This window comes from Dyadobacter sp. 676 (genome assembly GCF_040448675.1).
Classification (GTDB): domain Bacteria; phylum Bacteroidota; class Bacteroidia; order Cytophagales; family Spirosomataceae; genus Dyadobacter.
Genome location: NZ_CP159289.1, coordinates 4,644,655 through 4,668,784, shown reverse-complemented (window position 1 = coordinate 4,668,784; position 24,130 = coordinate 4,644,655). Strand labels below are relative to the sequence as shown.

The following is a 24,130-nucleotide window of genomic DNA, read 5'->3' as shown; positions in this document are numbered from 1 at the left end:
AGGTGGTTATAAAAGCAATTTTATTCAGGTCGGCAGCCTTCTCCGCTTACGACGATTTGTCCGTCCGAAACTTTATATCCGGCGTGGATAATACGGCATATCAGGTCGAGCTGCTCATACATCGATAACCCCGAAAGATTGGCCGTCAGCAGGCAGGCGGACAGCGCTTCTTCATTATATAGTATTTTGATACCATACTCATTTTCAATCGATTTGAACACTTTCCGCACCGGCGCTTCATCGAATACAAGCGCCGCAGCCGGCAAGTCGCTCACGCGTACGGGCGTTTCCACGATCACTTTCACCAGTTTCGCTTCCCGTTTATCGAATACTACCCGTTGATTCGGTTTCAGCAGCATACCCGCTTCTTTTGCCGGGCTTCCATTACCCGCCTTCGGGAACACCGACACCCGTCCGGTTTTCACAGCGACCGACGCATTAAGGTCTTTTTCAAACGACCTCACCGTAAAACTCGTCCCGAGTACCTGTGTCACAAGCTCTTTTGTTACCACGATAAACGGCCTGCGGGCGTCCCGCGTTATCCGGAAAAACGCTTCGCCCTTCAAATGCACTTCACGTTTCGCCGCGGTGAATTTTTCGGGGTATTCCAATTCGCTTTCCGGGTTAATGCTGACCATGCTACCATCTTCCAGCCTCACCGTCACTGGCTTCGCCGCCTTATTGAAATACACGACGTTGCCACCGGTTTTGTAATATTTCCCGGCTATGCCTTGCTGGCCGACCGGGCTTTTCACCACTTGCCTGTAACCCCACCAACCGCCCGCCGCTATCATACACACAGAGGCCGCAATGCCGAATATTTGGTAAAACGCACGCCTACGCCGTTTTTCAGCGGCCCCGGCTTCCTCACGCACTTGTGCAATCAGACGTTGCACCCGGCCATCCAGTTCCCCCGCTCCCATCCTTAGTTTCCGTTCTGCCAGCACGTACAAAAAAGCACGGGCTTCGTCCACTTCTTCCCGGCGGTCGGGGTGTTCTTTTAGCCAGCTTTGCCAGAAATCCATCGCATCAGGGGCGTCATCCAGCACCCAGGACCTGAAAAAGGGATCAGCGACGAAATCGTTGGCTGTATAGTCTCGGTAATTCATGGTTGGGGAACGCTTCTAACACAGAGATACCAATGCCTGCGGGCGGATACCATAACTTTTATATTTTTTTGAAATATTTTCAGGAAACCCGATTCAAAATGCTCACAATCAATAAAATAATAACAAAAGCAACGTACCGATCGCCGATGGGCTAAAACGTTTGCGGAGCTGGCCGTAGGCCATTTGAAGCAGATTGGAAACGGTTTGAGGGGCAATGTCGAGCATCGCGGAAATTTCTTCCCTGCTCAGCTCCTGATAATATTTAAGGTAAACGACCTCCCTTTGCCGTGCAGGCAGGGCGTCGAGCATGTCGGAGATCATCCGTGTTTTCCGGGCAAGCGTTTCCTGTTCGATCATCCACCATTCCGGGGAGAATTCGATGGAGAAGGTAGCCTCCTCGGGCACCAACAGCGACGGGTCGCCGAAGCGCATTGTGCGGCGGTTGCGCATGATCTTACGGCGAAGCGATACAAGCAGATAAGCTTTAATGGATCCGGGCTCGGCCACGCGTTCGCGGGTGCGCCACAAATCAATGAAGACTTCCTGAATACAGTCCTTCACAAAGGCGTCGTCCTTCACAAATTTAAACCCGTAGTTGAGCAATGCCTTGAAATGCACCTGCATAAGCTGCCCCAATGCCTGATCACAACCCCGAACCAGCTCTTTCCAGAGCCGGATATCCCTGGATTGCAGAGAGTTTTCACCGCTAGTCATGCACAGTCGAACTTTTTCTTTTGCTGGGTCCCAAAGGTATGACTATATCACTATAAACCTAAGAAATATTATTTTAAAGTGATTCCGGAAAAAGGAAAGATGTATTCGTAGAAATATGCGGGGTAAATGACTTGACAATATACTACGAAAGGCAGCTGGCATACGCGTGTAACGGAAATAGCCCCCTGCTAGTCGTCGTTGTAAAATGGGCCCGTAAAAAGCAAGGAAACGAGGACCGTCCGAGAGGTGGCAAACGGAGTGTATTTCAATAACAAAGCCACTTTTATTACCGGCAGGTCAAAGCTCTACTCGTGAATGATGTCGCCGAAAAAACCGCGCAGCCTCTCCGAACCGAGAATCCGCCGGCAGGTTTCGACCGTAAGAGGCTTCTGCTGGTAATCGATCACCTGTCCGAATGTGAATGCGCGGGCTTTTTCGCTCTCTTCTGTGGCCGAGCTCACCATGACGATCAATACTTTCGGCAGATAAGGCTTATCGTCGATAGCCCTCAGGAATTCCCAGCCATTCATGACCGGCATGTTGATATCCAGCAACACAAAGAACGTCGTCTCCATGCCCTGATTCATATCCAGATATTCCAAAGCTTCCCGGCCATTGTAGCAAAGGACGGTATCGCACAAAATACCACTTCTTTTGAGGAAGGTGTCATGCAGGAACAACATGACCTTGTCGTCGTCCACCAGAAGGATTTTAAGCCTGTGATTCGTCATCGTTCTGAACTTTATCTGCCTTGCGTACAATTTCCCGGACCACTTCATCCAGTTCCCTGGCCGACGACCTTATCAAGCCCAGAACCTCTGTGAAGGACATTCCGCCATAATTGCCGGTTTGAAGCAGATCTACGAGGCCCATCAGGCGCGTAAGCGGCGCCCGCACCATATGCGACTGCGTCCACGCGATCTCTTTCAGCCGTTGGTTCTGGCGCCGGTAGCGCTCGTTGCTCACGGTCAGGGCCCTGGCCTTTTCCACCGTATCGGTGATGTCCCTCGAATTCGCTACAATGCCTCGTACAGCCGGATCGTCGGTCATGTTGGTAGCCGCGGTCATGATCCACCGGTAATTTCCCGACCCGTCCATAAAGCGATAGGGTTCCGTTTTAATCTGCCGGTGCTCGCTGATTTTTAAAAATAATGCCAGAATGGTGTCGCGGTCGTCGGGGTGGACCCACCCGAACGCATTCTTACCGATAAAAGTTTGAGGATGAATACCCAGGATCGGATAACTGCTTTCGCTGACAAACTTGTAGTTCCCTTGCTGGTCGAGAATGGCAATGAGGTCTGCACCCTCCTGGACCAGCGCTTTAAACCGCCGCTCGCTCTCCACGAGTTCGCGTTTCTTTTCCAGCCGCTCGGTCATGTCGGTGATCACGCACATGTGCAGGCCCGGAAGAATGTTGGGTTTGGCATTGAAGCTGCCGGTCAGAAGCGAACCGTCCCTTCTCCGTATTTTCATCAAACCGTTGAGAATTTCACCATTGAGGAAGTTCTTCCATACCAGGGCAAACGGCACCTCCTCGGGTAGTTGAAGGAACCGGTCGATGCAAACGCCTTTCAGTTCGTCGCCTTCGTACCCGAGCATGCGTAGCGCCGCGTCGTTCAGGTCGGTGCAACAACCGTCATGATCGCATAGTACGATCGCGTCGGTCGTGTTGTCAAAAATCGCGCGGTACATTACCTCCGGCGCGGGCGGCTTCCCGTTATCAAATCCTTCCTGCTTCTCTGTATTCATACGGTTCTCCCGTTACCGGAACAGGTCCTTTTTTGTCTTTTAAATACATGACCACTCTCAGTGAAGTGACGAATTACCGTGCGCGGTCTAGTTCATTTTCTCAATTTGCAGAACTAATATTATAAACCGCAACGCGGGCTGGCACAATAATTATCCGCCCGTTGCCAAACAGCTGAAAGAGCCATGCGCAGATACCTGATCTATTTCCTGACAACAATCGTGCTCGCCGGCACAGGATGCGACGACGATAAGCAAACCGGCCCCGGACCGATCACCGAGATCGACAAGCAGTTTATTCTCGCGGCGGCCGATGACGCGCTTTTTCAGGTCAACGCAGGCCAGGTTGCGGCTTCGGGCACTACTGTGAAAGCCATCCGCGACTACGCCGAGGAAATGACCGACGATCACACAAAAGCCGGACAGGCTCTGCAAAAACTGGGTGCCGATAAGCAGGTTGAAATCCCTACCACGCTTTCGGACGACCGCCAGCAGCAGCTCGATAGCCTGTCGATGACCAGCGGCGCCGCTCTGGACACGCTATACCTCAGCCAGATGGTAGCAGCGCAGGAGCGGGCGGAGCATATGATGGAGATCCAGGCCACCGAAGGAAACGACATCGAACTGAAACAATGGGCTGCCGGCCGCCTGCCTGTGGTGCGGCAATTTTCGGAGCGTGCCAGGGCAATGCGGGATTCGCTAAAATGAAGGGCTGCTACCCGGAAGGCAGCAAGCCCGTGAGTGTTTTGAAGCAAAAATAAACAAGCTATAAGCCAGAGAAACCATGCAAAAGACAATTATCGGGATCTTTCAAAGCAGTACGGAAGCGCAGCAAGCCCGTGAAGCATTACTGACAGCTGGATTCGATCTCAACTGCATCGAGATCAACGACCACGTCGACACCCGCGACGACCGCCTGACCGACGGCCAGATGACCGACACCACCACAAAGTCCAACACTTTTTCGCCCTTTCCCGCCGATCCGCAAGCGGAAATAGAGCGGGAAAAATACTTTGGCAAAAACGGCGCCATCATGACCATCCAGGTAAACAATACCGACCAAACCATACGAGCCACGGAGATCATGGATGATTTTGGGGCTATGGATGTGAATGAGTTTGAATGACTGTCATTAAAACCAAAACCCAAGCTGCACCGCTATTCTCGGCTTTTCTTCATTTTTTTCTTTCGGAATAAATGCGCCGGCGGCGATAGTGAGGGCGTCGACGGGGGAAAGCCATATTCCACCACCGTAATCATAATGCCATTTGTCGGACGGCTCGTTTTTCAGCCACACACGGCCGTAGTCGAATCCGCCGAATATGCCGAATGTGAGCGGCAGTACGGGATTGTAACTACTGCCGAGGCGCAGGCGCAGATCGGTGTCGTGCCAGAACGTGCTTTGTCCATAGAAACGCTCGGTCCGGTAGCCACGTAACCCGAGCTTCCCGCCGATGTTGGGCATCTGGAAAAACTGGTAACCATTGCCGAAATTGACGCCGGTACCTATCTGCGTGGCCAAAACAAGGTTTTCTTTCTGGTCAAGCGCGGCGTAATAGGCAAATTGTGCGCGAAGCCCGGTAAAATCTTCATTACTCTTAAGATCGGTTGTCCAGTTCAACGCCGCGTTGAAACGGATTCCCGAATGTGGAGAAAAGACATTATCGACGCTACTGAAATTGAAAGTAAACCGGGCTCCGCTGTAATATTTCGTTTTAAAAATATCGTCCGGTAAACCGTTTTCGCTGCTGGTAATGTACCGGCCCGCCGTCGCCTGAATGTCATTCAGCTCAAATGTGGGTCCCAACGTCACAAACCCGTTATGCCCCGCAAACCGCTTTTTAATGGCGGGATATACATACAATGCGCTCTGCCGCACGCGGTAAAAGTTAGCGTCGTCCACAGGCCGCTCCGTTTCATTGCCCAGACCGGCGTAGTTAAAAGCGTACCTGGGACCGCGGTAATAGCTGTCAAGGTAGAAATCGAACTTTTTGAATGCATTGATAAAATCGCCCGTATAATTCACCCGGAAACCCTGTGTCCTTGTCGCAAAGCTTCCCCCGATTGTCTGTACGGACGCGTAAGGCTCTTTTTTGAAACCATATTTGGTGAGGTTCACGGCCCCACCGAGAAAGAACCCGTCGTCGGGGTTTGCGCCGAGTATCGGGAGCGGCAAGGCGATATCGTAGTTACTGTCGGCACTGCGGCGGTCGTACACATTGAAACGGTACAAGCTGGTGCGTTTGTCCCGGGTATCCGGACCGGCGTTAATAGTATTGTTTTTCAGGTCGTCATAAACGAACGTCTTTTTTCCCCCATCGCTCACGCGTGCGCTGTCCGTGAAAACATCCTTGCCCAATCCGCCGATCAATCGCAGCTTCACTCCCTTGTGCACGTCGCCTTTGACAATGAACTCATCGTCATCGCCATTTCCGTAGATATTGATAGCGTGGGTCACTGCGTTTTCAAACAGCCGCTGGTAGTTCTGATGTTTGATCCGCCCGTCCTTGCCGGTCTCGTACACGGTCACGCGCGTATGCCCGTCATCGACCCGCTCCACTACAAAGCGCTCTTCCTCTTCGGTACCGATCACATTCACTTCCTGACTTACAAATTCATAATGTGCGCGGGCAATCTCCATCAGGTTTGCGCGGCGCGCTTTCAAACCTTCTATCATGCCTGGCGAAGCCATTTCGCGCGCTTTGGCCGGCCAGTCTCTGAAAGATGCTTCTATGACGTCGTCGGTGAGGTTTTTCTGGATAAATTTCACCTGTTCCTCCCATTGTTCCCAACTCAGCTCGTTCAGGAAAGTGCGGTCGAACAGCCGAGCGCTCCATGTCGTCCATTTTTTGCTCTGGATTTCCGGACCATAGGTTTGCAACTGCCGCAGGAAAGGCAGCGTGAGGCGTGCGATATTGGTTAAAAAGCCATCATATCGCGAAAATGCCTGATCCCGGTCCCGGGGAATGGGGCGATAAAGGATAGTACCATCCTGTTGCCTGGTCGAAGCCCAGGCCCACTGGTCGTCGTGACGGTCCCAGTCGCCGATCACGAAATCGAGCAGGCGCGTACGGATCGCCCATTCTTCGTCGACTTTGTTCTTGCTGTTTTCAAGAAGTGCTTCCACCAGTTCGGGTGTGCTGACAATCTTATCCGGATTGCCGAAGAAATCCGCCTTTTTCCATTTCTTGCCGTCGGCACGCTCTTCTACCAGGCTCACAGCCCCTCCGAACAGGTTGTTATAAGTTCCCAAACCCGGCTGCGCCGGTACATAATACAGTTTGGGATTGGTATGGTACACATTAACAGCGCCCGCCAGCGCCGGCATATTCAATGGTGCGAAAGGGTTAGTCGACAGAAAATTATCCTCTACCAGAAATTTGGCGGCTACCATCTGGTTGAACGGAAACGGAAGGAACCGGCTCACATCCTTGGTTAGCCCGCGCATGGCATACTCCTTTCCTTCGCTATCGCGCAGGCGCAGGGAGTTGGTCTGATTGCCCCCGCCTTGTTTTACAGGCACTACACCACCTTTATAGGTAGCCAGATCGAGCACCGGAAACCGGTATTGTTCCAGGTATAATGGCCGGTAATGCTGACCCAGCATTGCCTTGTGAAACTTACCGATCGGCTTGACCACGCTGGTGGTTACGAACCTGGTCGACGAATCGGCATGCTGGTTGTATTCGGTGAAGGCAACGGTGGGGTCCGGTAATTCGACCTGCTGCTTGTCCTTCACCTTTCGCTGGAATACCACCCGGGCATCTTTGCCATCCGGTGTGACTTCCCAGAACTTAACCCAGGTTTCGCCGCCTGCATAGAAGCTCAATGTAGAAAACCCAAGCCGGGAAGAAGAAAACAACGAGCCTTTTCCGAGACCAACCGGACTATTCTTCGAACCGCTACCGCTCACGATAAACTCCTGGCCGTCGTTCTCGATAAATTGCAACGCATGCTCGTGACCGCTCGCAAAAATGAATTTCCCGTTCTTCTTAGCGCCAGCGAGCACGGCTGTGCGCAACTCCTTGTAATGCTTGTTGGCCACGTCCTGCCGGGAACCGATGGTAGCGCGGAACAAAGCGCTCAGGCTGCCCAGTACCGGCAGCGGGATGTACAACTTCGGGTTCAGTTCGGTGAGCGGGAATATGTGTTGCTTGATGGTAAACCTCCCCCCGTGCGGCCCGTAGGTGTAGGGAGGATGATGCATGGCGATTACCACGTTTTTGTTCCGGTATTTCCGGACCACATTCTCCCACACGAAGCGGAACTGCTCACGGTTCTTAATCTCACAGCCGTCATTGATCTTCTGGTCGCGGTCCCAATCGGTAAGCCACCACTGCGAATCGGCAACGATAACCACGACGTTGTCGTTGAGCTCCACTACTTCAGGGCCCGAGCAGCCGTTCAATGGCAGAAAATAATCCTCGTAATCGTCCTTATCCGTTTTGCCACGGCGCTCGTTGATGTATTTCTGAATGTATTTTTCCTGCCGCTTCCAGACCTTTCACACCCCAGCCGCGCCAGTCGTGGTTACCGGGCAGGAAAATGGGACGTCCCTTGAAATGCTCCAGTGTTTCGAGCTGAGAGTCGATGCGGAATTCCGCAATTTTCCGCGCAGCGGAATCCTCTGCCGGCGGCATGCCGTATTCGTAAATATTATCCCCCAGAAATAAAGCCGAACTGTTCGCCGGCTCTCCGGCGAGTTTTGTTTTGAGGTATTCCAAAACTGGCGCGCGGCTTTCCGGCGAATCGTTGCCGGCATCGCCGATCAGGTACATGGTATGTTTCAATTCCAGCGCAGGATCGGGCGAAACCGATTGCCATTGCGCCCCCTCTTTCGAAAACCGGGTTTTATAGCTGGCGCAGGAAGATACTCCTGCCACCACCATCGCCGACGTGAGTAAACGGAGTAAATGTCTATTCATAGGATGTATAAAAGCTATCGGCCTGATTTTCTGAATTTGAGCACATTCCCGCTGAACAGGTCGTCGCCCTCATTGGAAATATACAAATCGCCCGTATTGTCGAACGCAATGCCTTCGGGCTGGATAAACATATTGCTGTTCAGGTGATGGGCATCCTTGACATTCCATTGCTGGTCGGCCACAACCACCATTTTATTCACAGCCGAGATAATGTACCATTCTCTTGTAAGCAGGTTCCTCGCAATGCCCGAAGGGCGAAAGCCGCGGGCTACCTTTCCCGTTATGGCCTTGATCTGCTCTACATTTATCGCGAAGCTCCCCGATTGCGTAATTGCCCCATCGGGTCCGGCTTTAAGAATATAACCCGAGACGCTGTTCTTCGAATCGTCCTCCGCACAATTCTTGCAGATCACATACAGCTCGCCGGTGGCCTCGTCGCCGTACATCCCTTCATACTCGCCCTTCGGCAGCAGGCTTTTCACTTCCGTAACGCCATCCGGCTCGTCGTAGAACACCTCCGACATCGGAAATGTGAAAATGGTGCCGTTGCTTTTCAGAATGTAGGCGCGGTCGTGCACGATGGCCAGGTCCTCATAATCGCCCTTTTTGGCGAATTTGGTATGCAGCTGCCTGGGAATATCCCAGGCGAGCCTGAATAACTTGCCGTCTTCATCCTGAATGGCGTAGATCGTGTCGTTGTGCCCCTTGTCGAACGTAATGCCCGAAACTTCGAAAAGGCTCTCGGGAAGGTTGAATTTTTCGGGTTTGCTCAGGTCGTACCCTCTGAAATTCTCCTCTTCCTTTTGCGTGGAATTACAGCTGCTCAAAAGCAATGGTAAAGCCAGAAAAGTCGCGAGCGGCAATATCGTTTTGTATAGGTTTTTCATGAAACTGTCTTTTTCAAATTTTCGACTGTCCCTGTCAGGTAATGATAAATGGCTTCCTGGGAACGCACGCCGCCGGGGAGCGTGGTCACGGGCACGTTGCGCAATTGGTCGTCGATCCACACCGCCTGTACGCTATCCTCCCATTGCAATGCGAGAATGTCTGTCAGTTGTTTTTTCAAATCTTCGTGATAAACCGGAAAACATACCTCGATCCTCCGGTAAATATTGCGGTTCATCCAGTCGGCCGAGCCCATGAAAATTTCCGGCCGGCCATTGTTATGGAAGATGAAAACACGTCCGTGTTCGAGGTAGCGGTCCACGATCCGCTTGATGCAGATGTTGGCGCTTTGCCCCGGAACGCCCGGTACCAACCTGCAAATGCTCCGCACAATCAGATTAACGGTAACACCCGCGTTGGACGCCTCGTACAGCTTGTTGATCAGCACTTCCTCTTCCAGGTTATTGAGTTTGATGGTAATGCCCGCCGGAAGGCCGTTTTTAGCATTACTTATCTCCCTGTCGATGAGCCCGCTAAACCGGCTCTGAAGGTTAAACTGCGCTACGAGTAAATGTTCGAAATTGATTGCGTCGATTTTCTCCGGTTTTTTCTTCTTGCTCAAAAACCCAAACAGCTGTTCCGTTTCTTTCAGCATTGCCGGATGGGCGGTAAGTAAAATATGATCGGTGTAGAAACGGGCCGTGCCTTCGTTGAGGTTTCCGGTCGCCAGCAGCCCCAGGTAAGAATGCGTTTCGTGCTTCCGCTTCACCAGCGCGAGCTTGGCATGGACCTTCAATGCATTCACACTATAAATGATCTTTACGCCCGCCGACTTCATTTTCTTCGCCCACCGGATGTTGTTCGCCTCATCGAACCTCGCCTTCAGTTCCACAAGCACGGTCACTTTTTTTGCCGTTTCTGGCAGCGCTGATGAGCGCATGGGCAATCTTGGAATCATGCGCCACGCGGTACATCGTGGTGTAAATTTCCTGTACCGACCGGTCGATCGCCGCTTCGTTGAAGAACCGCAGAATGGTATCGTAGGTCTGATAAGGCGCGTGCACCATCAAATCCCGGCGCGTCAATGCCTCAAACAACGTTTCCGTCTCTTCGAAACCTTCCAGATGTTGCGCTGCCGGCCACGCCGGGTAGGAAATCGCCGGGGAGGCCACAGGCAACGACGACAAGTCTTTCAGGTTATGATACCGCCTGCCTTCCACGAGCGATGCTTTTTTCAGGTCAAAAACATTGACAATGTATTGCAAATGCCGCAACGAAAGGCCGGGTTCGTAAAGGAAGCGGGTTGCCAGGCCGAAGTCGCGCTTACTCAATTGCTTTTCCACCAGTTCGGCCATGTCTTCCCCGTCTTCGTCGAGCAGGTCCAGCTCGGCATCGCGGGTAACCTTGATATTGAATGCTTTGATTTCGAGCGCGTCAGGGAAAAGAATGCCAAGGTTGCACCGGATCAGGTCTTCGAGAAAGATAATGTATTCGCCGTCCGGCTGTTTGATTTTCACAAATCTGTCGAGCTGCGGCACGGGAATATTCACCAGTGCGATCTTCTCCCGGTCGCCAGGCAGTTCCAGCACGACTACGATGTAAATCTGGTTGTTTTCGGGAAAAAAGGAAGTTTTATCGTTCAGATAAACAGGCTGTAAAAAGCCCGCGATCTGTGTAAAGAAGTAGCGTTTTGCGAAATCGGCGATTTGGCCGGAGACTTCATCTTTATATGAAAAATGAATGCCCAGGCGCGCCAACGCGGGAATAACCGATTGCGTAAGAATGCGCCCGAATTCGTCCTGCTGGCGGTTTATCATCGCTTCCGCTTCCAGGAATGCATTATTGGCCGCATCCTGCATCGCATTTTTTTGCAGATATGGCATTCGTACCCGGTAAAATTCATCGAGATTGGACGAATAAATCGACAGAAACCTGATCCGCTCCATGAGCGGGACGGTCTCGTTTGCCGCCTCTATCAATACCCTCCCGTTGAAAGTCAGCCAGCTGATATCCCGGTTGAAATAGCGGAACGCTTCCATAAGTATGCAGGTCAGTGTTCGAAGAAAATGGAGGCTATCACAAACGCGACCACGGATATGACAATCCCGAACATGAATACGTTATAACCCACGCGCAGCAGCCGGTACTTTCTCCCCAACACGACTCCCTGGGAATAAACGTCTTTCGTAAGGCTCCCGTAAAGAAACTCCCGATCGTTCATCATGGTCCGCATGCCTCGGGAATATTCCTCGAACGACATACGGTAGAAGTTCCCGAAAAACAGAAGGTTCACACTTTTGGCATCGATATCTTCCTGTGTAAACGTTCCTTGCGGGATCGTCGGGCGGGTGGCAAGGATCGAAAACACCATCGTGATCATGCAGACCGTGAGCAGCATCATCGTCGGTAATATCAGGTAAGCATTGTCTTCCAGCTTACGCACGAGCACGCTCAGGAGCACCGAAATGATGATCGACGTGGTGGTGATCATGATATGCGCCTTATTGTCGGCCATGTCGCTGAGCCGCTGGTGATTATTGGAGCTGATCCGGAACATGGTTTCGACACCCTTGTCGGGACGGTCGTCCTTTTTCTTCTTGCCTTCGGCTATTTCGGGGATAAACGCTTTTTCTTCCTTTTGTTTTGGCACCTGAAAATCAGATGATTCCATGGCCCCCGTGGAAACGGCCCCCGTGGAAACGCCCCCCCGTGGAAAGTGTTGTTCGCCCCGCTTCCGGCAGTGCCGTATTTTCCTCCCCCGCTTCCAGGCTTTCTTCCAGCAGCTTCTGCTTTAATTTTTCGAGGTTTTTTTTCTTTTGTTTATCCAGAAGATCCCGGCAGTAGTCGGTCTGGTACCGGTGATTTTCGAGCAACTTAATGGTGCTTTTGCGCCATTCCGTTTTGTCGATTTTCCTGCCCAGGCGTTGTTCGGCCTCTTTTCTTACGAGCTTGTTCCAATCGCTGAACTCGGGAGTACCCAAATGATAGAGGTCGGCATCGCAAACCACCTGTTGCAGGAAGTTCGCCGGGTTCTGCGGCCAGACCGTCGCCAGAATACAGCCCTCGACTTCGGCGATAACATCCTCTTCCAGTCCCTCCGAACGCAGAAACCCGGCGGCCATTTCGGCACCCCGCTTTTCATGCCCGAATGCTTCGCCAGTGCTGTAACCGGTATCATGAAACCATGCGGCCGTTACGACGATAAACGTTTCCCTGTCCTCCAACCGGTAGTGGTTGGCGATTTTCACGGCATTGGCCACCACCGCCTCGGTATGAACGAGATTATGGTAACTGAGCTGCGCAAGCGCCTTCGTGCCGAAAAAATGATGGACATGATACTTAACCTTATCGAGCCGGTGGTTATAGTTCATAGGACGTTCAGTTATGATTGATGCGCTTCGTTAATTCCACTCCGAATGTAAATTGACGCCCACGCGGAGCGCTTTGAGCCCCGTAACGCCTTGCAGGTCTTCGAGGTCGAAGAATTCCAGGTCGTCCAGTAAAGTGTTTTTTTCCTGTAAATACCGTATATAACCTACATATTCTTCGGCGGATTTGCTGTTGAAATATACCAGCGCGATCTTGCCCGGCTGTGTAAGCCGCTCGCCCGTCCCTTTCACATGCACTTTATCGATTCGCTTCTTGATTACCTGATACCGGATGTTATAAGCCCCTTCCACATCGAACCGCCGCTCGTCGTCGCGGAAACTGATGTCGATGCTGCCCGAGTTGATGAAAATCAGCTGCGTGGTTTCAAGCGGTTTTTCGAGTTGCGGGATCAACGAATGCGTGATCCGGGCAATGGCGGCCATGGTCGTCAGTTGCCACAGACGAATGTTTTTGAGGTAAAGTTCGCTGAACCGCTTTTGCGGTTCAATGGACTGACCGATGTAAATGTCGTACTCGATACCGTCCGTCCTGAATTTCTCGAAATAGCAAGGGTACGATTCCTGGATTTCGTTCCTGAAAAGGTCCAGGTAAAGGTTAACCGACGAATTGATCGCCTGCATCGACGCTTCCAACTCGCGGCGGTTGGCGAATGCAGCGCCTTTTTCCTCGTCGATCATCTCGAAATACTGATCGATGCGGTTACGCAATACCAGTTCGCCCGGGTCCATCGCGCCCGAACCGTACTGCCTCAGGCTTTCTTCTTTAAAATGCAGCAAGAACGGATGTGCCTCGTTTTCGAGAAAATCCCGGATTTTCATTTCGTCGTTATCCGTGCTTTCGTCGGTTATCTCCGCGATCCATTTCCGGCATTTGAAGATCATCTCGTCGGCCAGCCCGAATCCGAGTTTTTGTTTAAGGACAGTAAAAGTTTCTATCAATACGTTGAACTGGAGGCGAAGGTCTTCCCTGAGTGCATTGTTTCTTTCGATGGTGGAATTGCGGATGTCGATCGCCCCGTAAAGCGGGTATACATTCCGGAACTGGATACTTTCAATCTCCGCTGTCTGCGGATTAAGGGCCTTGTCGCGGATGTAATGCCAGGCCGTCTCGCGGAAACGCCATTGTACGGCGGGCTGTAACGACGTAAACTTATCGCGGATCACGTTTTCGATCTGGAGATTGAATTCGTCGATGTAATTGGTCATCATCTGCGCGATCCACGGCAAGGCGATGTCCAGCTTCGCAAGCAGGCGCTCGTCTATCGACTTCTGCTCTTTGGAATACACCTCCAAAACGCCGACGACCTTGTTATCGTGGTAAACCGGCAGCAACGCATAAGCCTCCACCCCATCCTTCTGCAAAATGCGGATAAAATCCTGCTTTTCGGGATCTTCCAGGCCCAGGTTACGCAACAGCAGCGTTTTGGGCGCCTCGAAATACCGGGTCGCCATTTCCAGGTAGGTTTGCTCGGCCATGTCGTTTTCGGTCGCGGCGGACATCAGCTTGCTGAAAAGGACCGAGCTGCGGTCAAAAACGAGCTTGTTGTTGACCCGGAGAACGGCCATTAACCCAAAATCAACCCGCGGGTTTTCGACCAGCATTTTCAACGCGCCTGCTACATAATTGAAATAGGTTTTAGGATCGTAAGAAGCCCTGTCGAGAATGGTGTTCTTGATGTTTTCAACGGCGTGCTCGGCCGTAACGTCGTTCAGCGTGATCACCGAGAAGCCTTCGAAATGAAAGAGGCTGTGCGGCAAAATGCTGGAAAACACATTGATATCGAAATTCTCCTGCAAATCGGAGCGTAATGTATCGAGGTCTAGCTCGGGAAGGCTGCCTTTGGCATACACTTCGCAAAAACGGTTGTCGATATGCACCCGGTAATACTTTTGCAGGCCCGAGTCGTCGTCCTTGAGGGTAAGGATCATATCGGGGTGATGCAGCGGCGGGAAATGGTAGAGCCTTTCCAGGATAAAGGAATAAAGCATCTGCATTTTCTGCTTATAGTTGACGCCCCGGTCTTCCACCAGGTCGCATCGCATATTGCCATTCTTTTCGAACAGCAAATCATAAAAGCCCGACGTCCCGTAGAACACCACGGGGCTGACGGGAGCACTCAACGCCCAGAAAACTTCCTTTTCATTGGCGATAGGCGGCATAAGCATGCCATAGATCAAACTCAGTTCTTCCTTATAGTTGGTGACTTCCGCGAGCGGAATATCCTGGCTGAAACCCGGCCTGGCTTTCAGTTTGTCAAGAACCAGCGAGAAAAATGTCTTTTTGACCGTTTCTTCCTGATCGATTTTGCTTTCCAGAAAGCTGATAAAGCTCCGGAAAGAAATGGATGAGTCAAGTTTCTGGAGACCGTATGGTGTGTTTTGAGTTACATCAATCGTGATCGGTTCCATTATTCGGTTTTTTGCACACTGAATGAATGCGCTGATGGCTTTCGGTTACTAAAATTCAGTGTTTTTTGTCAAACTGCCAACGATAAACGTTGAAATACGGTTCCCTTAAACCGATTCGACCTTTTCCTGCGTTACCGAAGGCTTGATGATCATTCGCAGGGACTGATCTTTAGTAAAATAGGCCACCATCCAGTTGTAGAGCGTTTTAATCCGGTTGCGGTGGTTGATAAGCGATATCAGGTGGATGAAAAGCCATGCCAGCCAGGCAATCACACCGTTGAAGTGCCATTTCGGCGAGGGCAGGTCCACGACCGCTTTGGCCCGTCCGATAATGGCCATCGAGCCTTTGTCGCGGTATTTAAATGCGTGCAACGGCTGCTGTTCGGCAATCAGTTCGAAATTACGCGCGAGGTTTTTGCCTTGCTGGATCGCCACCTGTGCTACCTGCGGGTGCCCGTTCGGGAAGTTCTCGTCGGTCGTTTGCAAACAGCAGTCGCCGATCGCATAAATATTGTACGTGCTGACGACCTTGTTGTACGCGTCCACGAGCAGCCTGCGCCCGCGCCCGTAAGCTTCCGGCGGAATGCCGTCGAATACCCGGCCTGTTACACCGGCTGCCCAGATGAGCGTTTTGGCCTCGATGCTATCGCCTTCGGAGAAATAAACCTTATCGTCGACAAAGTCGGACACGTGGGTATTGAGGCGGATTTTAACACCGAGTTTTCTCAGATCGTTATAAGTATCCTGCTGCGATGCCTTGCTCATCGGCGAGAGCAACGCTTCGCTGCCGTCTACCAGGTAAATTTCACTGCCTTTACCAGCAAGTTCCGGGTATTCCTTGCGGAGGATACCATTGCGCATTTCGGCAAACATACCGGAAATCTCCACGCCCGTGGGCCCGCCGCCTGCGATCACCACCGTGAGCAGCTTTTTAATTTCCGCCGGATCGGTGCTGAGCGTGGCCTGCTCCATTTGCATCAGCAGCTTGTTCCGCATACTGATCGCGTCTTCGAGCGTTTTCATCGGCGTCGCGTTCCTGCGGACGTTCTCCATTCCGAAGAAATTGGTTTCCGCGCCGGTTGCGAACACGAGGAAGTCATAGCTCAGCTCGCCATTATGCAGGATGATCTTGTTCTCTCCCGGCACCACTTTTTGTAATTCCCCCAACCGGAAGTGAAGGTTCTGTTTTCCCGAAAAAAGCTTTCGGAACGGGTAACTGATGCTGGATGGTTCCAGAAACGCCGTGGCGACCTGGTAGATGAGCGGCGGAAAGAAGTTGTAATTGTTCTTGTCGACCAGTGTTACCTCAAATTTGCTGCTTTTGGCAAGGTCCAGCGCCAGGTTTACCCCGGCAAATCCTCCTCCTACAATGACGATATTCATGGTGCTTTTTATTAGGGGGTTATGAAATGTGTGATTTTCAAGGTCGGTTCAGGAGGGCTCGATCACTGGCATGCCAATGCCGTATTTTTCCGGTCGGTTATCCGGCCTGAGGATTCTTCAGGCCATACTGTCGGTCATTTTCCCGGACTTCTTCAAATACCGCACATAACCGTACAATGCACCCAATATCAGCACGATTACCAGAAAAACGATCATTTTATTATCGGGCTCCGGTACGATCTCCGGGTATTTGAAAATCAATATGGCCACAATGCCCGTCAGCCATACCAGCAACGTGTTGTATTCTTTCAGAATCCAGCGCTTGTAGTTGAACCGCATGCCGGCCAGGGTTTCTGAAATACCGCTGAAACTGATCAGCCATCGACTAACCCTGCTGCAATACGCATCGAACTGAACCCCGAATTTGTTCCTTAAAAAGTTCTCTTCGGCCAACACGATCGCCTGATATATGAACAAAAACAACGGCATTACGATTCCGACGTAAATGAGCGAGTTGGCCAGAATGCCCACTCCCAGCAACATCAGGATATTGCCTACATACAACGGGTTACGGCAATGGCGGAAAATCCCCTCGGTTACCAGCGTTTCGGCATACACCTTTTTATCACGTCCTCCGCGGATAATGTAAGCCAAGCCGATGGTAACGCCCCTGATGATTTCTCCCGAAAAGGTTACCAGCAAGCCGAGTATCACCGGGTACAGGTAGTAATCCGGACCGAACTGCCCGGGCGAAAAGAGCTTGGGCGACGGCACGAACAGCAGCAGGTACAGGATGATAAACAGGTTATTCCTGTACTTGAAAAAGAAGTTACCGATCGCGATCATGATTTTTTATAAGCTATCATTCCTGAAAAATTGTACCACTTGAAGAAAATTTCGCAGTCGGCGAAACCGGCCTCTTTCAGCAGAAGCATGTTTTCAGACAACTTGTAAGGGATCAGCACATTTTCGAGCGCTTCCCGTTTCTGGGAAATTTCGAGCTCGCTGTAATGGTTCCGGCGCTTATAGTTGTAATAGTATTTAATAAAATCACGATTGAAAACGCTGCTTTCCGCCAGCACTTTCTCCACCAGCAACAGCACGCCGCCGGGGTTTAATCCGTTGTAAATATTTTTCAGAAGCCGCTCGCGGTACAGTGGCCTTACAAACTGCAGGGTAAGGCATAGTATCACGACAGAGCCGTTGGTAATGGGAAGCTGCTGGTGCAAATCGCCCGCAACGAGGTCATACGGCCTTACGAAACCCGCCTCTTTCAGCTTCACATCGCACTTGTCCAGCATTTCCTGCGACTCGTCGATCCCGATAAAGCGGATGTCCGAGGGAATGAGTTGGTCCAGACCTATCAGCGTGGTGCCGGTGGAACAGCCCAGATCGTACACAAACGTTCCTTCCTTTACGTGGTCGGCAGCGATCTCGGCGAGCATCCGCTGCATTTCGTTGTAATAAGGTACCGACCTGCTGACCATGTCGTCAAAGACATTGACCACCGTTGTCCCGAACTTGAAATCCGAAACTTTTGTGATCTCGTCCTTGAAGACCTGGTCCAAATTCTCATTTCCAAGGTTCTTCATAAGTTAAAGTTACAGTTAGATTGAGTTAGATTTCTGGGGCCGTTTTTCGTTGGAATCGAAAACCCTGTCCCAAATATCTGAACTTACACCGTAACCTTTACTAGCATCCGAATAATGATGTTGCATGTGATGCCTTTTTAATTTCTTCCAGAACCCGGATTTGAAATTGGCATGGTGCAACGCATAATGGCTCATATCATAAAAAAGATATCCGGCCATAAACCCCGAATAGAAGGCCGCTACATAATATTCACTCATAAAAAGGGTGAACAGGAGATAGAAGCCCGTCGCCAGCGGAATGCTCACCGAAGGCGGCATTACCAGCCTTTTGGCGTCGTTCGGGTAGTCATGATGCACACCGTGGAAGATGAAATGGATCCGCTCCATGATCTTGCCCCGGGGTGTAAAATGAAACACAAACCGGTGCATAAAGTATTCGGTGAACGTCCAGAAGAACAGCCCTCCGAATACTACGCCTACAAAAGTGTACCAGGCCATCTCTCCCGGGCCCAGCGCTTTCCAGGAGAAATACAGAATTACCGGCACGAAAATGAAAAGGGGCACTGAGTAATGTACCTTGGAGAATGCCTCAAGAAAGTCGCTTTTAAACATCCTTGTGGATTCCGTGGAGTTGGAGACATAATTTTTAGGCATGTCAGGATGGTTTTATTCGCTGAATAATGGTTTTACCGGTAGCAATCTCGGTGCCTTTCAGCTCGATGTAGAGCACATTGGGCGACCAGAACGTTCCGCCGTCGATCCGGATGAAGACCCTGTTCAGGATGCATTCCTTCTTATCGATGCTGGTATAAACATGGTATTCGTTCCGGGTATCTCTCCGCAGGTAGAGCGGCAATTTGGAATAAGCCACCGAACGGAGTTCATAGGAGGCATTGCCGATCGCTTTGGAATTGATACCGTAGGCGAACTTACGCTGCAGATAATTGAGCTCTTTGCGTCCCCCGCCTTCCGGATAACGGATCCAGAATGTGTTTACAGGGTTCTTTTCGCTGATTTTTCCCTGTTTGTCGACGTTGAGCTGATAACAGATTGTATTCGTATTCGGATCGCGCTGAATGTAAAAAAGTAACCCGGGAACGTTGTTCGGGACCGGGAAATCGTCCGGGTCCGTAGCCGTTGTGCCGGCTTTTTTGTCTGCCAATCCTCCTGCATACGAAACAAGCGTCAGGCTGAGCGCCATCAGAATGTTGAGTACGTATTTCATGACTTTATTCAAAAACTACATTCAAAAAATAGCTTGTGCGATCACTTCACGGTCGCATTCGCCGTATTGCAACACTTCCTGCACATCTCCGGCACTACCCGAGAACGGCCCCGACGACTGGATTTTCAAAGTAGCCATCGCCGCCCCGAACTCGCCCGCCTCCTGCACGCCCGCGCCCTTCACGCGCTGGCTCAGGTAGCCGGCCATGTAGGTGTCGCCGCACCCCGTCGCATCCACGACGTCGGTCGGTTTGTAGGCTGGAATCTGATAAAAATGGTCGTCTTTGTAGATCAGAGAGCCTTTGCTGCCCAAGGTAATAATGACTTCTTTTACCCCCAGATTGGCGAGATATTTCGCACCTTCGATGACATCGTTCGTGCCCGCCACCACTTCCATTTCAAACTCGTTGGCTTTAAGCACGTGGATGTAAGGCAATGCCTCTTTTTTATCTTCCCAATCCTTGTACAGCACCTTCTGTTCCTTCACATAGCGCAGGTAACCCTGAATATCGAGGGATACCTTGCCTTTCCCGGCCAGCATTTTGATCAAGTCCACGGTAATGTCGTCCGAAAGCAATGGTCCCAAATGGAAGTACTTGGCTTCGATGGCCGGCATTTGCGCTACTGTAAATGGAGCTGCCTTATGCAGCACGTTTTGCTCGCGGTGGTCCTGGTTGGCGCTGTAAATGTTTTCGAAATAGACGGTGTAGGGACTGTTCTGGGAAAAAACTTCGATGTTCTCCTCCCGCAGGCCCGCAACGATATGGGCTTCCTTTTCGGCCAGTGCCGTTACGAGCATGTAGCGGACGTCGAACTGCCGGAGCGCCTTCGAAAAATAAAACGAAGTGCCGCCGGGCATATACTTGACAGACTGGGCAGTAACTACTTTATCCAAAGTGATGTGCCCGATGGTGCAAATGTCGTACATGATACTTTTCATTTAATTTTTAACCCGACATTCAAATGTTAGGCAAAAAGTGACAACTAACCCAGGCTCCTGATGGTGCCAGCGACCTGGGCAAAATCTGTAATTTCGGCATCGGCCACCGATACCTGCATTTCGGCCGACTCTTCGAATCCCTTCCCGTTCAGCCAGATCGCCTTCGCGCCGGTTGCCTTCGCGGGCAGAATGTCTTTGGAATAGGAATCGCCTACCGCCACGCATTCATGCGGAAGAAAGCCCTGCGCCTCCACGCCCAGCTGCCATATCGCGGGGTCGGGCTTCCGGACGCCGACCACTGCCGACTCCACGACAGCCTGGAAATAATGCGCAATGCCAAATTCCTTTAAAACACTATTGAGGTTTCCGTAAAAATTGGATACCATCACGAGAGGGTATTCCGCGGCCAGCTTTTCGAGTACCGGCGCAGCCTTTTCAACACTAGTGCGTGCGACGCGATCGCATTCGCGGGCGATGGCCTCGATGGCCTGGCTGTTCAATTCATATCCGTTTTCTTTCAGGTAGCCGAACTGCTGCTCTACTTTGAGAAACAGCACATCATAAAACACATGATGCGGCCGGATGATCGGATGGATAGCCAATGCCCTCTCGCCAAACTTGTAAGCACTCGCAAATGCGTCTTTGTCAACCTTTACATGATTATGCTGATACGCATCCCACAAAACATTGGCCCAATGCAAGCCATTCGTATCGATCGTACCGCCATAATCAAATAAAATTCCTTTAATCATTTTTTAGTTTCCAGTACCAGGGATTAAAATCCCTGGTTATTGTCAATTATTTTGATCAAAATTTCCATTGACCAGCTTCATTATAGCACTAGCTTTTTTGCTTATAATCACTGAATCAGAATCTCAAAATCAATTTGAGCTAATTGGCACTGCTTCTAATTCTGTGCTGTCCAGCTGATTGTTTTTAGTTTTTCTATTAATAAGAGCTAATCCAATAATAATCCAGACTATCTCTCTTATTCTTAAAACTACCCCTATAAAAATCCCCTGCGCTGCGGGCAATCCCACACTTCTCAATGCCAATGCGAGGCCGCCTTCTCTTGTACCGAGCTGCATCGGAAAGAAAAAGATCAGGTTCGCGAACAGCGACGAGCCCGAGCTTACGATCAGCGATTGTGCCAGGGTCATATCCATTCCAATTGCATGCGCGGTGAAGTAGATTTCCAGGCAGCCCACTACCCGTCCCGCAAATTCATAAAACAGCGAAATGTAGAATGCATTCCGGCGGTCGGAGTACAGGACGCGGATCTGCTCGTCCACTTCGTAAAGTGTTTCCGCATTTTTCAATGCGAATTCACGCGCTTTATGCTTGATTAAAGGCACCTTTTCCAGCAAGCGGAACGTGCTCACCGTGAACCCTTTTTTATAAACATTGATAAACCAATACCCCAAAACCAATCCCACCACCAGTAAAAGGCCGCAGCCGGCCAGCATGAAATCGCTCAACGGCACCACCGCGACGATCAGCACAATGGAGGCCAGCCAGAACAACACGTGCGAAAACATGTGCATCAGGCTGTACAACAGCACCGAAGAAGTCGCCTTCTGAATACCGAGCGCCGGTTTCAGCTCCATGATACGGTAAGGCTCCCCGCCCAATGCGACGAACGGCGTAATGTAGTTAATCGCATAGCCCGAGATCGTCAGCCGCAGCACCGACCAGAACGACATGTTCGTCTCCGGCAGTTGCGGCTCGCGGATGATTGCGCGGAATGCGACGGCATTCAGGATATAGATCACCAGCCAGCTGCCGATCACCGGCAGGAACCAGATGCCCGTCCTGTTGACGTTTTCCCAAATCACGAGCAGCCCGGTGCCATAAATCATATAGCCCAGCGAAAAAATGCCGATTGCCATGAAAAGGACCTTGTACGCCTTGCTACCCATTGTATTTGCCAGCGGTTATCTCCTTGTAAAAATGGTTGCTCACCTGCTCCTGCTTTACAATCATATAAATCAGGATTGGGTTCAGAATAAAAATGTCGAAAAAGAAATAGATCCACGACTGGTCGATGAACAGCCATAGGAAAAGAAATATCACCCGCGTGTTGAACTGGACGATATTGGTATATTTCATCAAAGGCTTGTTCTGCGCACGGAAATCGGTAACCAGTTTCGCGGGGAGGCCGTTCCGGTATTTCTCCTTCACCACGGCCAGCAGCTTTTGCAACTTCGGCGAGAAAAACTCCTGCTCTTTGGTATAATTCAAATACAGCCGCGCCACGATCTTCATACCGAACTGCCGTGTCCAGCTCATTTCGTCGTATTCTTTTTGCAAATCGTGGCTGTTGTCGAGCTCACTGCCGTTGGTGCCTTTGATAAAGAACAAATGCACGTTGCGGTAGTAATCCGCCATCGCCGACTGGATCATATGCGACACACCCGCTACCACGCCCGGTACCCAGATCCACGCCGTCCAGCCCTCTTCCATACTCCGTAAACAGATCGCGATGTGAATGGCGATGAACCAGAAATCACCGGCCACGCCGTCGAGAATGCGGCCGAAACGGCTCTTATCGTTCGTCATCCGCGCGAGCTGGCCGTCGGCACTGTCGAGCGAGTTCGCGAACATCAGCGACAGCATCCCGATCACATTAATCCACAATTCCTGCGGATAGAACAATATCCCTGCCGCCACGCCGAAGAAAATGCTGATGATCGTCACGGGGTTCGGGCGCAGGCCTACCTTCGCGCAAAACAATGCGATTTGGTAGCCGATAGGCCTGTAAAACCAGATATCGATCTTTTCCTCGGTATCGTTGGATTTCAACGAATTCTCGAATGCCGAGGTTTTTTCGGGTTCTTCTGCGAGTGGTCGGGGTGTAGTGGTTGTCTCCATTAAATATTGTTCAAAAAACGTTGGTAAAGCCGGCCGGCAATATGTCCGGCCGCCTGGTCGCGGCAGGGTGCGAAACTGGGCCAGTCGTTGAGGTCGATAATGCGGTAATCGCCACCTTTTCCGATAATGGCATCGCCTCCGTAAATATCGATCCCGACCACCCCGGCCGCTTCATTCGCGGTGTTCTGCAAAGCCCCGGCGCTGAACGGATAATACACCGAATTGCCGTTGATCTGCTGGTACTCGGCATATTTGTGGTGATTGTTGTCGTACGGATAGAACCAGAAGAAAAAGTCCGTGCCTCTCACCCCGTAAAACTTCACCAGATCACCTACCAAATGCTGGGAAATCACCGCGTCGGGAATTTCGCGCAACGCATATTCCCGCAAAATCTCCTTGGCTTCCTCGCGCGATGCGGCAAACGACACATCTTCCTTATGGATGGCGTGGAAATCGCCCCTTTTAATCCAGTAACCTTTTCCTTTTATTTGATCAAAAACCTCGTCCCCCTGATAGCTGGTCGGTACGATATAGCTATCCGCAACCGGGATGTTGGCGTTATTCAATGCATTGGTCAGGTTCGTCCGGAAGCAGTTTTCGATCCCGAATGCGGAGTTCAAAACCTGCGTACCGTTCCTTTCCAGTTCCTGTAACCTGGCCACGACCTGCTTTTGGCGCGCCATGGTGAAAATCTTGCTGTAATTCACTGTTTCCATCGCCAGGAACTCATCTTCGCAACAGATGGCAATGCGGCATCCCAGTTTTTCGAGCTCTTTGGCCGTTTGTGTAAAAATCGCATCGTCGTTCCCGATATGGTTGGGCGAGAACTTTTTGTTTCGGTGCACGCCCAGAATTTCTAATTCGTTCATCTATGGTGTTTGACCGGCAAAACGCCCCGGTCTGTTAAATAAATTGGTGTCAATCCCAGTGTGTGCCAATGTTT

Annotated in this window: 24 protein-coding genes; 2 read left to right on the top strand and 22 right to left on the bottom strand. The window is 51.1% G+C overall.

Features of this window, described 5'->3' with window-relative positions; genetic code table 11:
* Window positions 1-20 precede the first annotated feature (20 nt).
* From ABV298_RS20895 to ABV298_RS20880, 4 genes are all read right to left on the bottom strand, one after another.
* The gene (locus ABV298_RS20895; RefSeq protein WP_353718106.1) at window positions 21-1,109 is read right to left on the bottom strand and encodes a FecR domain-containing protein; all 1,089 of its coding nucleotides are present in this window, start codon (window positions 1,107-1,109) and stop codon (window positions 21-23) included.
* 108 nt (window positions 1,110-1,217) lie between these two features.
* On the bottom strand, window positions 1,218-1,823 hold the full coding sequence (locus ABV298_RS20890) for a sigma-70 family RNA polymerase sigma factor (RefSeq protein ID WP_353718105.1): 606 nt from the start codon (window positions 1,821-1,823) through the stop codon (window positions 1,218-1,220).
* A gap of 305 nt (window positions 1,824-2,128) precedes the next feature.
* Window positions 2,129-2,554 (bottom strand): response regulator, encoded by a 426-nt coding sequence (locus ABV298_RS20885; RefSeq protein ID WP_353718104.1) that lies wholly within the window; start codon window positions 2,552-2,554, stop codon window positions 2,129-2,131.
* Window positions 2,535-3,572: a PAS domain-containing protein gene (locus tag ABV298_RS20880; protein WP_353718103.1), complete on the bottom strand. Its 1,038-nt coding sequence runs from the start codon at window positions 3,570-3,572 to the stop codon at window positions 2,535-2,537. The genes ABV298_RS20885 and ABV298_RS20880 overlap by 20 nt, the downstream gene beginning before the upstream one ends.
* A 183-nt stretch (window positions 3,573-3,755) precedes the next feature.
* On the opposite strand from ABV298_RS20880, the gene ABV298_RS20875 reads away from it, so the two are divergent.
* Together ABV298_RS20875 and ABV298_RS20870 are read left to right on the top strand one after the other, a co-directional pair.
* On the top strand, window positions 3,756-4,277 hold the full coding sequence (locus ABV298_RS20875) for a DUF4142 domain-containing protein (RefSeq protein ID WP_353718102.1): 522 nt from the start codon (window positions 3,756-3,758) through the stop codon (window positions 4,275-4,277).
* 76 nt (window positions 4,278-4,353) lie between these two features.
* Entirely contained in the window at window positions 4,354-4,695 is a 342-nt protein-coding gene (locus ABV298_RS20870; protein WP_353718101.1) for a hypothetical protein, read from the top strand.
* Between the two features lie 6 nt (window positions 4,696-4,701).
* On the opposite strand, the gene ABV298_RS20865 is transcribed toward ABV298_RS20870, so the two are convergent.
* The 18 genes from ABV298_RS20865 to ABV298_RS20780 all read right to left on the bottom strand — a co-directional run bounded on the left by ABV298_RS20865 (window position 4,702) and on the right by ABV298_RS20780 (window position 24,056).
* Window positions 4,702-7,977, bottom strand: a complete 3,276-nt coding sequence (locus tag ABV298_RS20865) for a metallophosphoesterase (protein ID WP_353718100.1) — start codon at window positions 7,975-7,977, stop codon at window positions 4,702-4,704.
* A 28-nt stretch (window positions 7,978-8,005) separates the two neighbouring features.
* A complete protein-coding gene (locus tag ABV298_RS20860; RefSeq protein WP_353718099.1) occupies window positions 8,006-8,494 on the bottom strand; it encodes a hypothetical protein in 489 nt (162 codons plus the stop codon).
* Between the two features lie 14 nt (window positions 8,495-8,508).
* On the bottom strand, window positions 8,509-9,381 hold the full coding sequence (locus ABV298_RS20855; protein WP_353718098.1) for an SdiA-regulated domain-containing protein: 873 nt from the start codon (window positions 9,379-9,381) through the stop codon (window positions 8,509-8,511).
* Window positions 9,378-10,277: a hypothetical protein gene (locus ABV298_RS20850; RefSeq protein ID WP_353718097.1), complete on the bottom strand. Its 900-nt coding sequence runs from the start codon at window positions 10,275-10,277 to the stop codon at window positions 9,378-9,380. Before ABV298_RS20850 ends, ABV298_RS20855 begins: the two co-directional genes overlap by 4 nt.
* Window positions 10,246-11,418, bottom strand: a complete 1,173-nt coding sequence (locus tag ABV298_RS20845; RefSeq protein ID WP_353718096.1) for a hypothetical protein — start codon at window positions 11,416-11,418, stop codon at window positions 10,246-10,248. The genes ABV298_RS20850 and ABV298_RS20845 overlap by 32 nt, the downstream gene beginning before the upstream one ends.
* Window positions 11,419-11,429: 11 nt before the next feature.
* Window positions 11,430-12,050, bottom strand: a complete 621-nt coding sequence (locus ABV298_RS20840; protein ID WP_353718095.1) for a Pycsar system effector family protein — start codon at window positions 12,048-12,050, stop codon at window positions 11,430-11,432.
* Window positions 12,037-12,750, bottom strand: coding sequence for an HD domain-containing protein (locus tag ABV298_RS20835; protein ID WP_353718094.1), 714 nt, complete (start codon window positions 12,748-12,750; stop codon window positions 12,037-12,039). The genes ABV298_RS20840 and ABV298_RS20835 overlap by 14 nt, the downstream gene beginning before the upstream one ends.
* 30 nt (window positions 12,751-12,780) lie before the next feature.
* On the bottom strand, window positions 12,781-15,177 hold the full coding sequence (locus ABV298_RS20830; RefSeq protein ID WP_353718093.1) for a GAF domain-containing protein: 2,397 nt from the start codon (window positions 15,175-15,177) through the stop codon (window positions 12,781-12,783).
* Window positions 15,178-15,282: 105 nt separating this feature from the next.
* On the bottom strand, window positions 15,283-16,560 hold the full coding sequence (locus ABV298_RS20825) for an NAD(P)/FAD-dependent oxidoreductase (RefSeq protein ID WP_353718092.1): 1,278 nt from the start codon (window positions 16,558-16,560) through the stop codon (window positions 15,283-15,285).
* A gap of 117 nt (window positions 16,561-16,677) precedes the next feature.
* Window positions 16,678-17,406, bottom strand: a complete 729-nt coding sequence (locus ABV298_RS20820; protein WP_353718091.1) for an isoprenylcysteine carboxylmethyltransferase family protein — start codon at window positions 17,404-17,406, stop codon at window positions 16,678-16,680.
* On the bottom strand, window positions 17,403-18,152 hold the full coding sequence (gene cmoA, locus ABV298_RS20815) for a carboxy-S-adenosyl-L-methionine synthase CmoA (protein WP_353718090.1): 750 nt from the start codon (window positions 18,150-18,152) through the stop codon (window positions 17,403-17,405). Before cmoA ends, ABV298_RS20820 begins: the two co-directional genes overlap by 4 nt.
* A 15-nt stretch (window positions 18,153-18,167) precedes the next feature.
* Window positions 18,168-18,806, bottom strand: a complete 639-nt coding sequence (locus ABV298_RS20810) for a sterol desaturase family protein (protein ID WP_353718089.1) — start codon at window positions 18,804-18,806, stop codon at window positions 18,168-18,170.
* 1 nt (window position 18,807) lies between these two features.
* On the bottom strand, window positions 18,808-19,377 hold the full coding sequence (locus tag ABV298_RS20805; protein WP_353718088.1) for a DUF4833 domain-containing protein: 570 nt from the start codon (window positions 19,375-19,377) through the stop codon (window positions 18,808-18,810).
* A 21-nt stretch (window positions 19,378-19,398) separates the two neighbouring features.
* Window positions 19,399-20,316, bottom strand: a complete 918-nt coding sequence (locus ABV298_RS20800; RefSeq protein ID WP_353718087.1) for a PfkB family carbohydrate kinase — start codon at window positions 20,314-20,316, stop codon at window positions 19,399-19,401.
* 44 nt (window positions 20,317-20,360) lie between these two features.
* The gene (locus ABV298_RS20795) at window positions 20,361-21,068 is read right to left on the bottom strand and encodes an HAD family hydrolase (RefSeq protein WP_353718086.1); all 708 of its coding nucleotides are present in this window, start codon (window positions 21,066-21,068) and stop codon (window positions 20,361-20,363) included.
* Between the two features lie 129 nt (window positions 21,069-21,197).
* Complete coding sequence (locus tag ABV298_RS20790; protein ID WP_353718085.1) at window positions 21,198-22,235, bottom strand: lysylphosphatidylglycerol synthase transmembrane domain-containing protein; 1,038 nt, start codon at window positions 22,233-22,235, stop codon at window positions 21,198-21,200.
* Window positions 22,228-23,187 carry a CDP-alcohol phosphatidyltransferase family protein gene (locus ABV298_RS20785; RefSeq protein ID WP_353718084.1) on the bottom strand — a complete coding sequence of 320 codons (960 nt, stop codon included), beginning with the start codon at window positions 23,185-23,187 and terminating at the stop codon, window positions 22,228-22,230. Before ABV298_RS20785 ends, ABV298_RS20790 begins: the two co-directional genes overlap by 8 nt.
* Window positions 23,187-24,056 (bottom strand): hypothetical protein, encoded by an 870-nt coding sequence (locus tag ABV298_RS20780; protein ID WP_353718083.1) that lies wholly within the window; start codon window positions 24,054-24,056, stop codon window positions 23,187-23,189. Before ABV298_RS20780 ends, ABV298_RS20785 begins: the two co-directional genes overlap by 1 nt.
* Window positions 24,057-24,130: the final 74 nt, after the last annotated feature.

Coding starts and splice junctions, on each gene's coding strand:
- ABV298_RS20895 (WP_353718106.1), bottom strand. CDS start 1,109: ATGAATTACCGAGACTATACAGCCAACGATTTCGTCGCTGATCCCTTT.
- ABV298_RS20890 (WP_353718105.1), bottom strand. CDS start 1,823: ATGACTAGCGGTGAAAACTCTCTGCAATCCAGGGATATCCGGCTCTGG.
- ABV298_RS20885 (WP_353718104.1), bottom strand. CDS start 2,554: ATGACGAATCACAGGCTTAAAATCCTTCTGGTGGACGACGACAAGGTC.
- ABV298_RS20880 (WP_353718103.1), bottom strand. CDS start 3,572: ATGAATACAGAGAAGCAGGAAGGATTTGATAACGGGAAGCCGCCCGCG.
- ABV298_RS20875 (WP_353718102.1), top strand. CDS start 3,756: ATGCGCAGATACCTGATCTATTTCCTGACAACAATCGTGCTCGCCGGC.
- ABV298_RS20870 (WP_353718101.1), top strand. CDS start 4,354: ATGCAAAAGACAATTATCGGGATCTTTCAAAGCAGTACGGAAGCGCAG.
- ABV298_RS20860 (WP_353718099.1), bottom strand. CDS start 8,494: ATGAATAGACATTTACTCCGTTTACTCACGTCGGCGATGGTGGTGGCA.
- ABV298_RS20855 (WP_353718098.1), bottom strand. CDS start 9,381: ATGAAAAACCTATACAAAACGATATTGCCGCTCGCGACTTTTCTGGCT.
- ABV298_RS20845 (WP_353718096.1), bottom strand. CDS start 11,418: ATGGAAGCGTTCCGCTATTTCAACCGGGATATCAGCTGGCTGACTTTC.
- ABV298_RS20840 (WP_353718095.1), bottom strand. CDS start 12,050: ATGGAATCATCTGATTTTCAGGTGCCAAAACAAAAGGAAGAAAAAGCG.
- ABV298_RS20835 (WP_353718094.1), bottom strand. CDS start 12,750: ATGAACTATAACCACCGGCTCGATAAGGTTAAGTATCATGTCCATCAT.
- ABV298_RS20830 (WP_353718093.1), bottom strand. CDS start 15,177: ATGGAACCGATCACGATTGATGTAACTCAAAACACACCATACGGTCTC.
- ABV298_RS20825 (WP_353718092.1), bottom strand. CDS start 16,560: ATGAATATCGTCATTGTAGGAGGAGGATTTGCCGGGGTAAACCTGGCG.
- ABV298_RS20820 (WP_353718091.1), bottom strand. CDS start 17,406: ATGATCGCGATCGGTAACTTCTTTTTCAAGTACAGGAATAACCTGTTT.
- cmoA (WP_353718090.1), bottom strand. CDS start 18,152: ATGAAGAACCTTGGAAATGAGAATTTGGACCAGGTCTTCAAGGACGAG.
- ABV298_RS20810 (WP_353718089.1), bottom strand. CDS start 18,806: ATGCCTAAAAATTATGTCTCCAACTCCACGGAATCCACAAGGATGTTT.
- ABV298_RS20805 (WP_353718088.1), bottom strand. CDS start 19,377: ATGAAATACGTACTCAACATTCTGATGGCGCTCAGCCTGACGCTTGTT.
- ABV298_RS20800 (WP_353718087.1), bottom strand. CDS start 20,316: ATGAAAAGTATCATGTACGACATTTGCACCATCGGGCACATCACTTTG.
- ABV298_RS20795 (WP_353718086.1), bottom strand. CDS start 21,068: ATGATTAAAGGAATTTTATTTGATTATGGCGGTACGATCGATACGAAT.
- ABV298_RS20790 (WP_353718085.1), bottom strand. CDS start 22,235: ATGGGTAGCAAGGCGTACAAGGTCCTTTTCATGGCAATCGGCATTTTT.
- ABV298_RS20785 (WP_353718084.1), bottom strand. CDS start 23,187: ATGGAGACAACCACTACACCCCGACCACTCGCAGAAGAACCCGAAAAA.
- ABV298_RS20780 (WP_353718083.1), bottom strand. CDS start 24,056: ATGAACGAATTAGAAATTCTGGGCGTGCACCGAAACAAAAAGTTCTCG.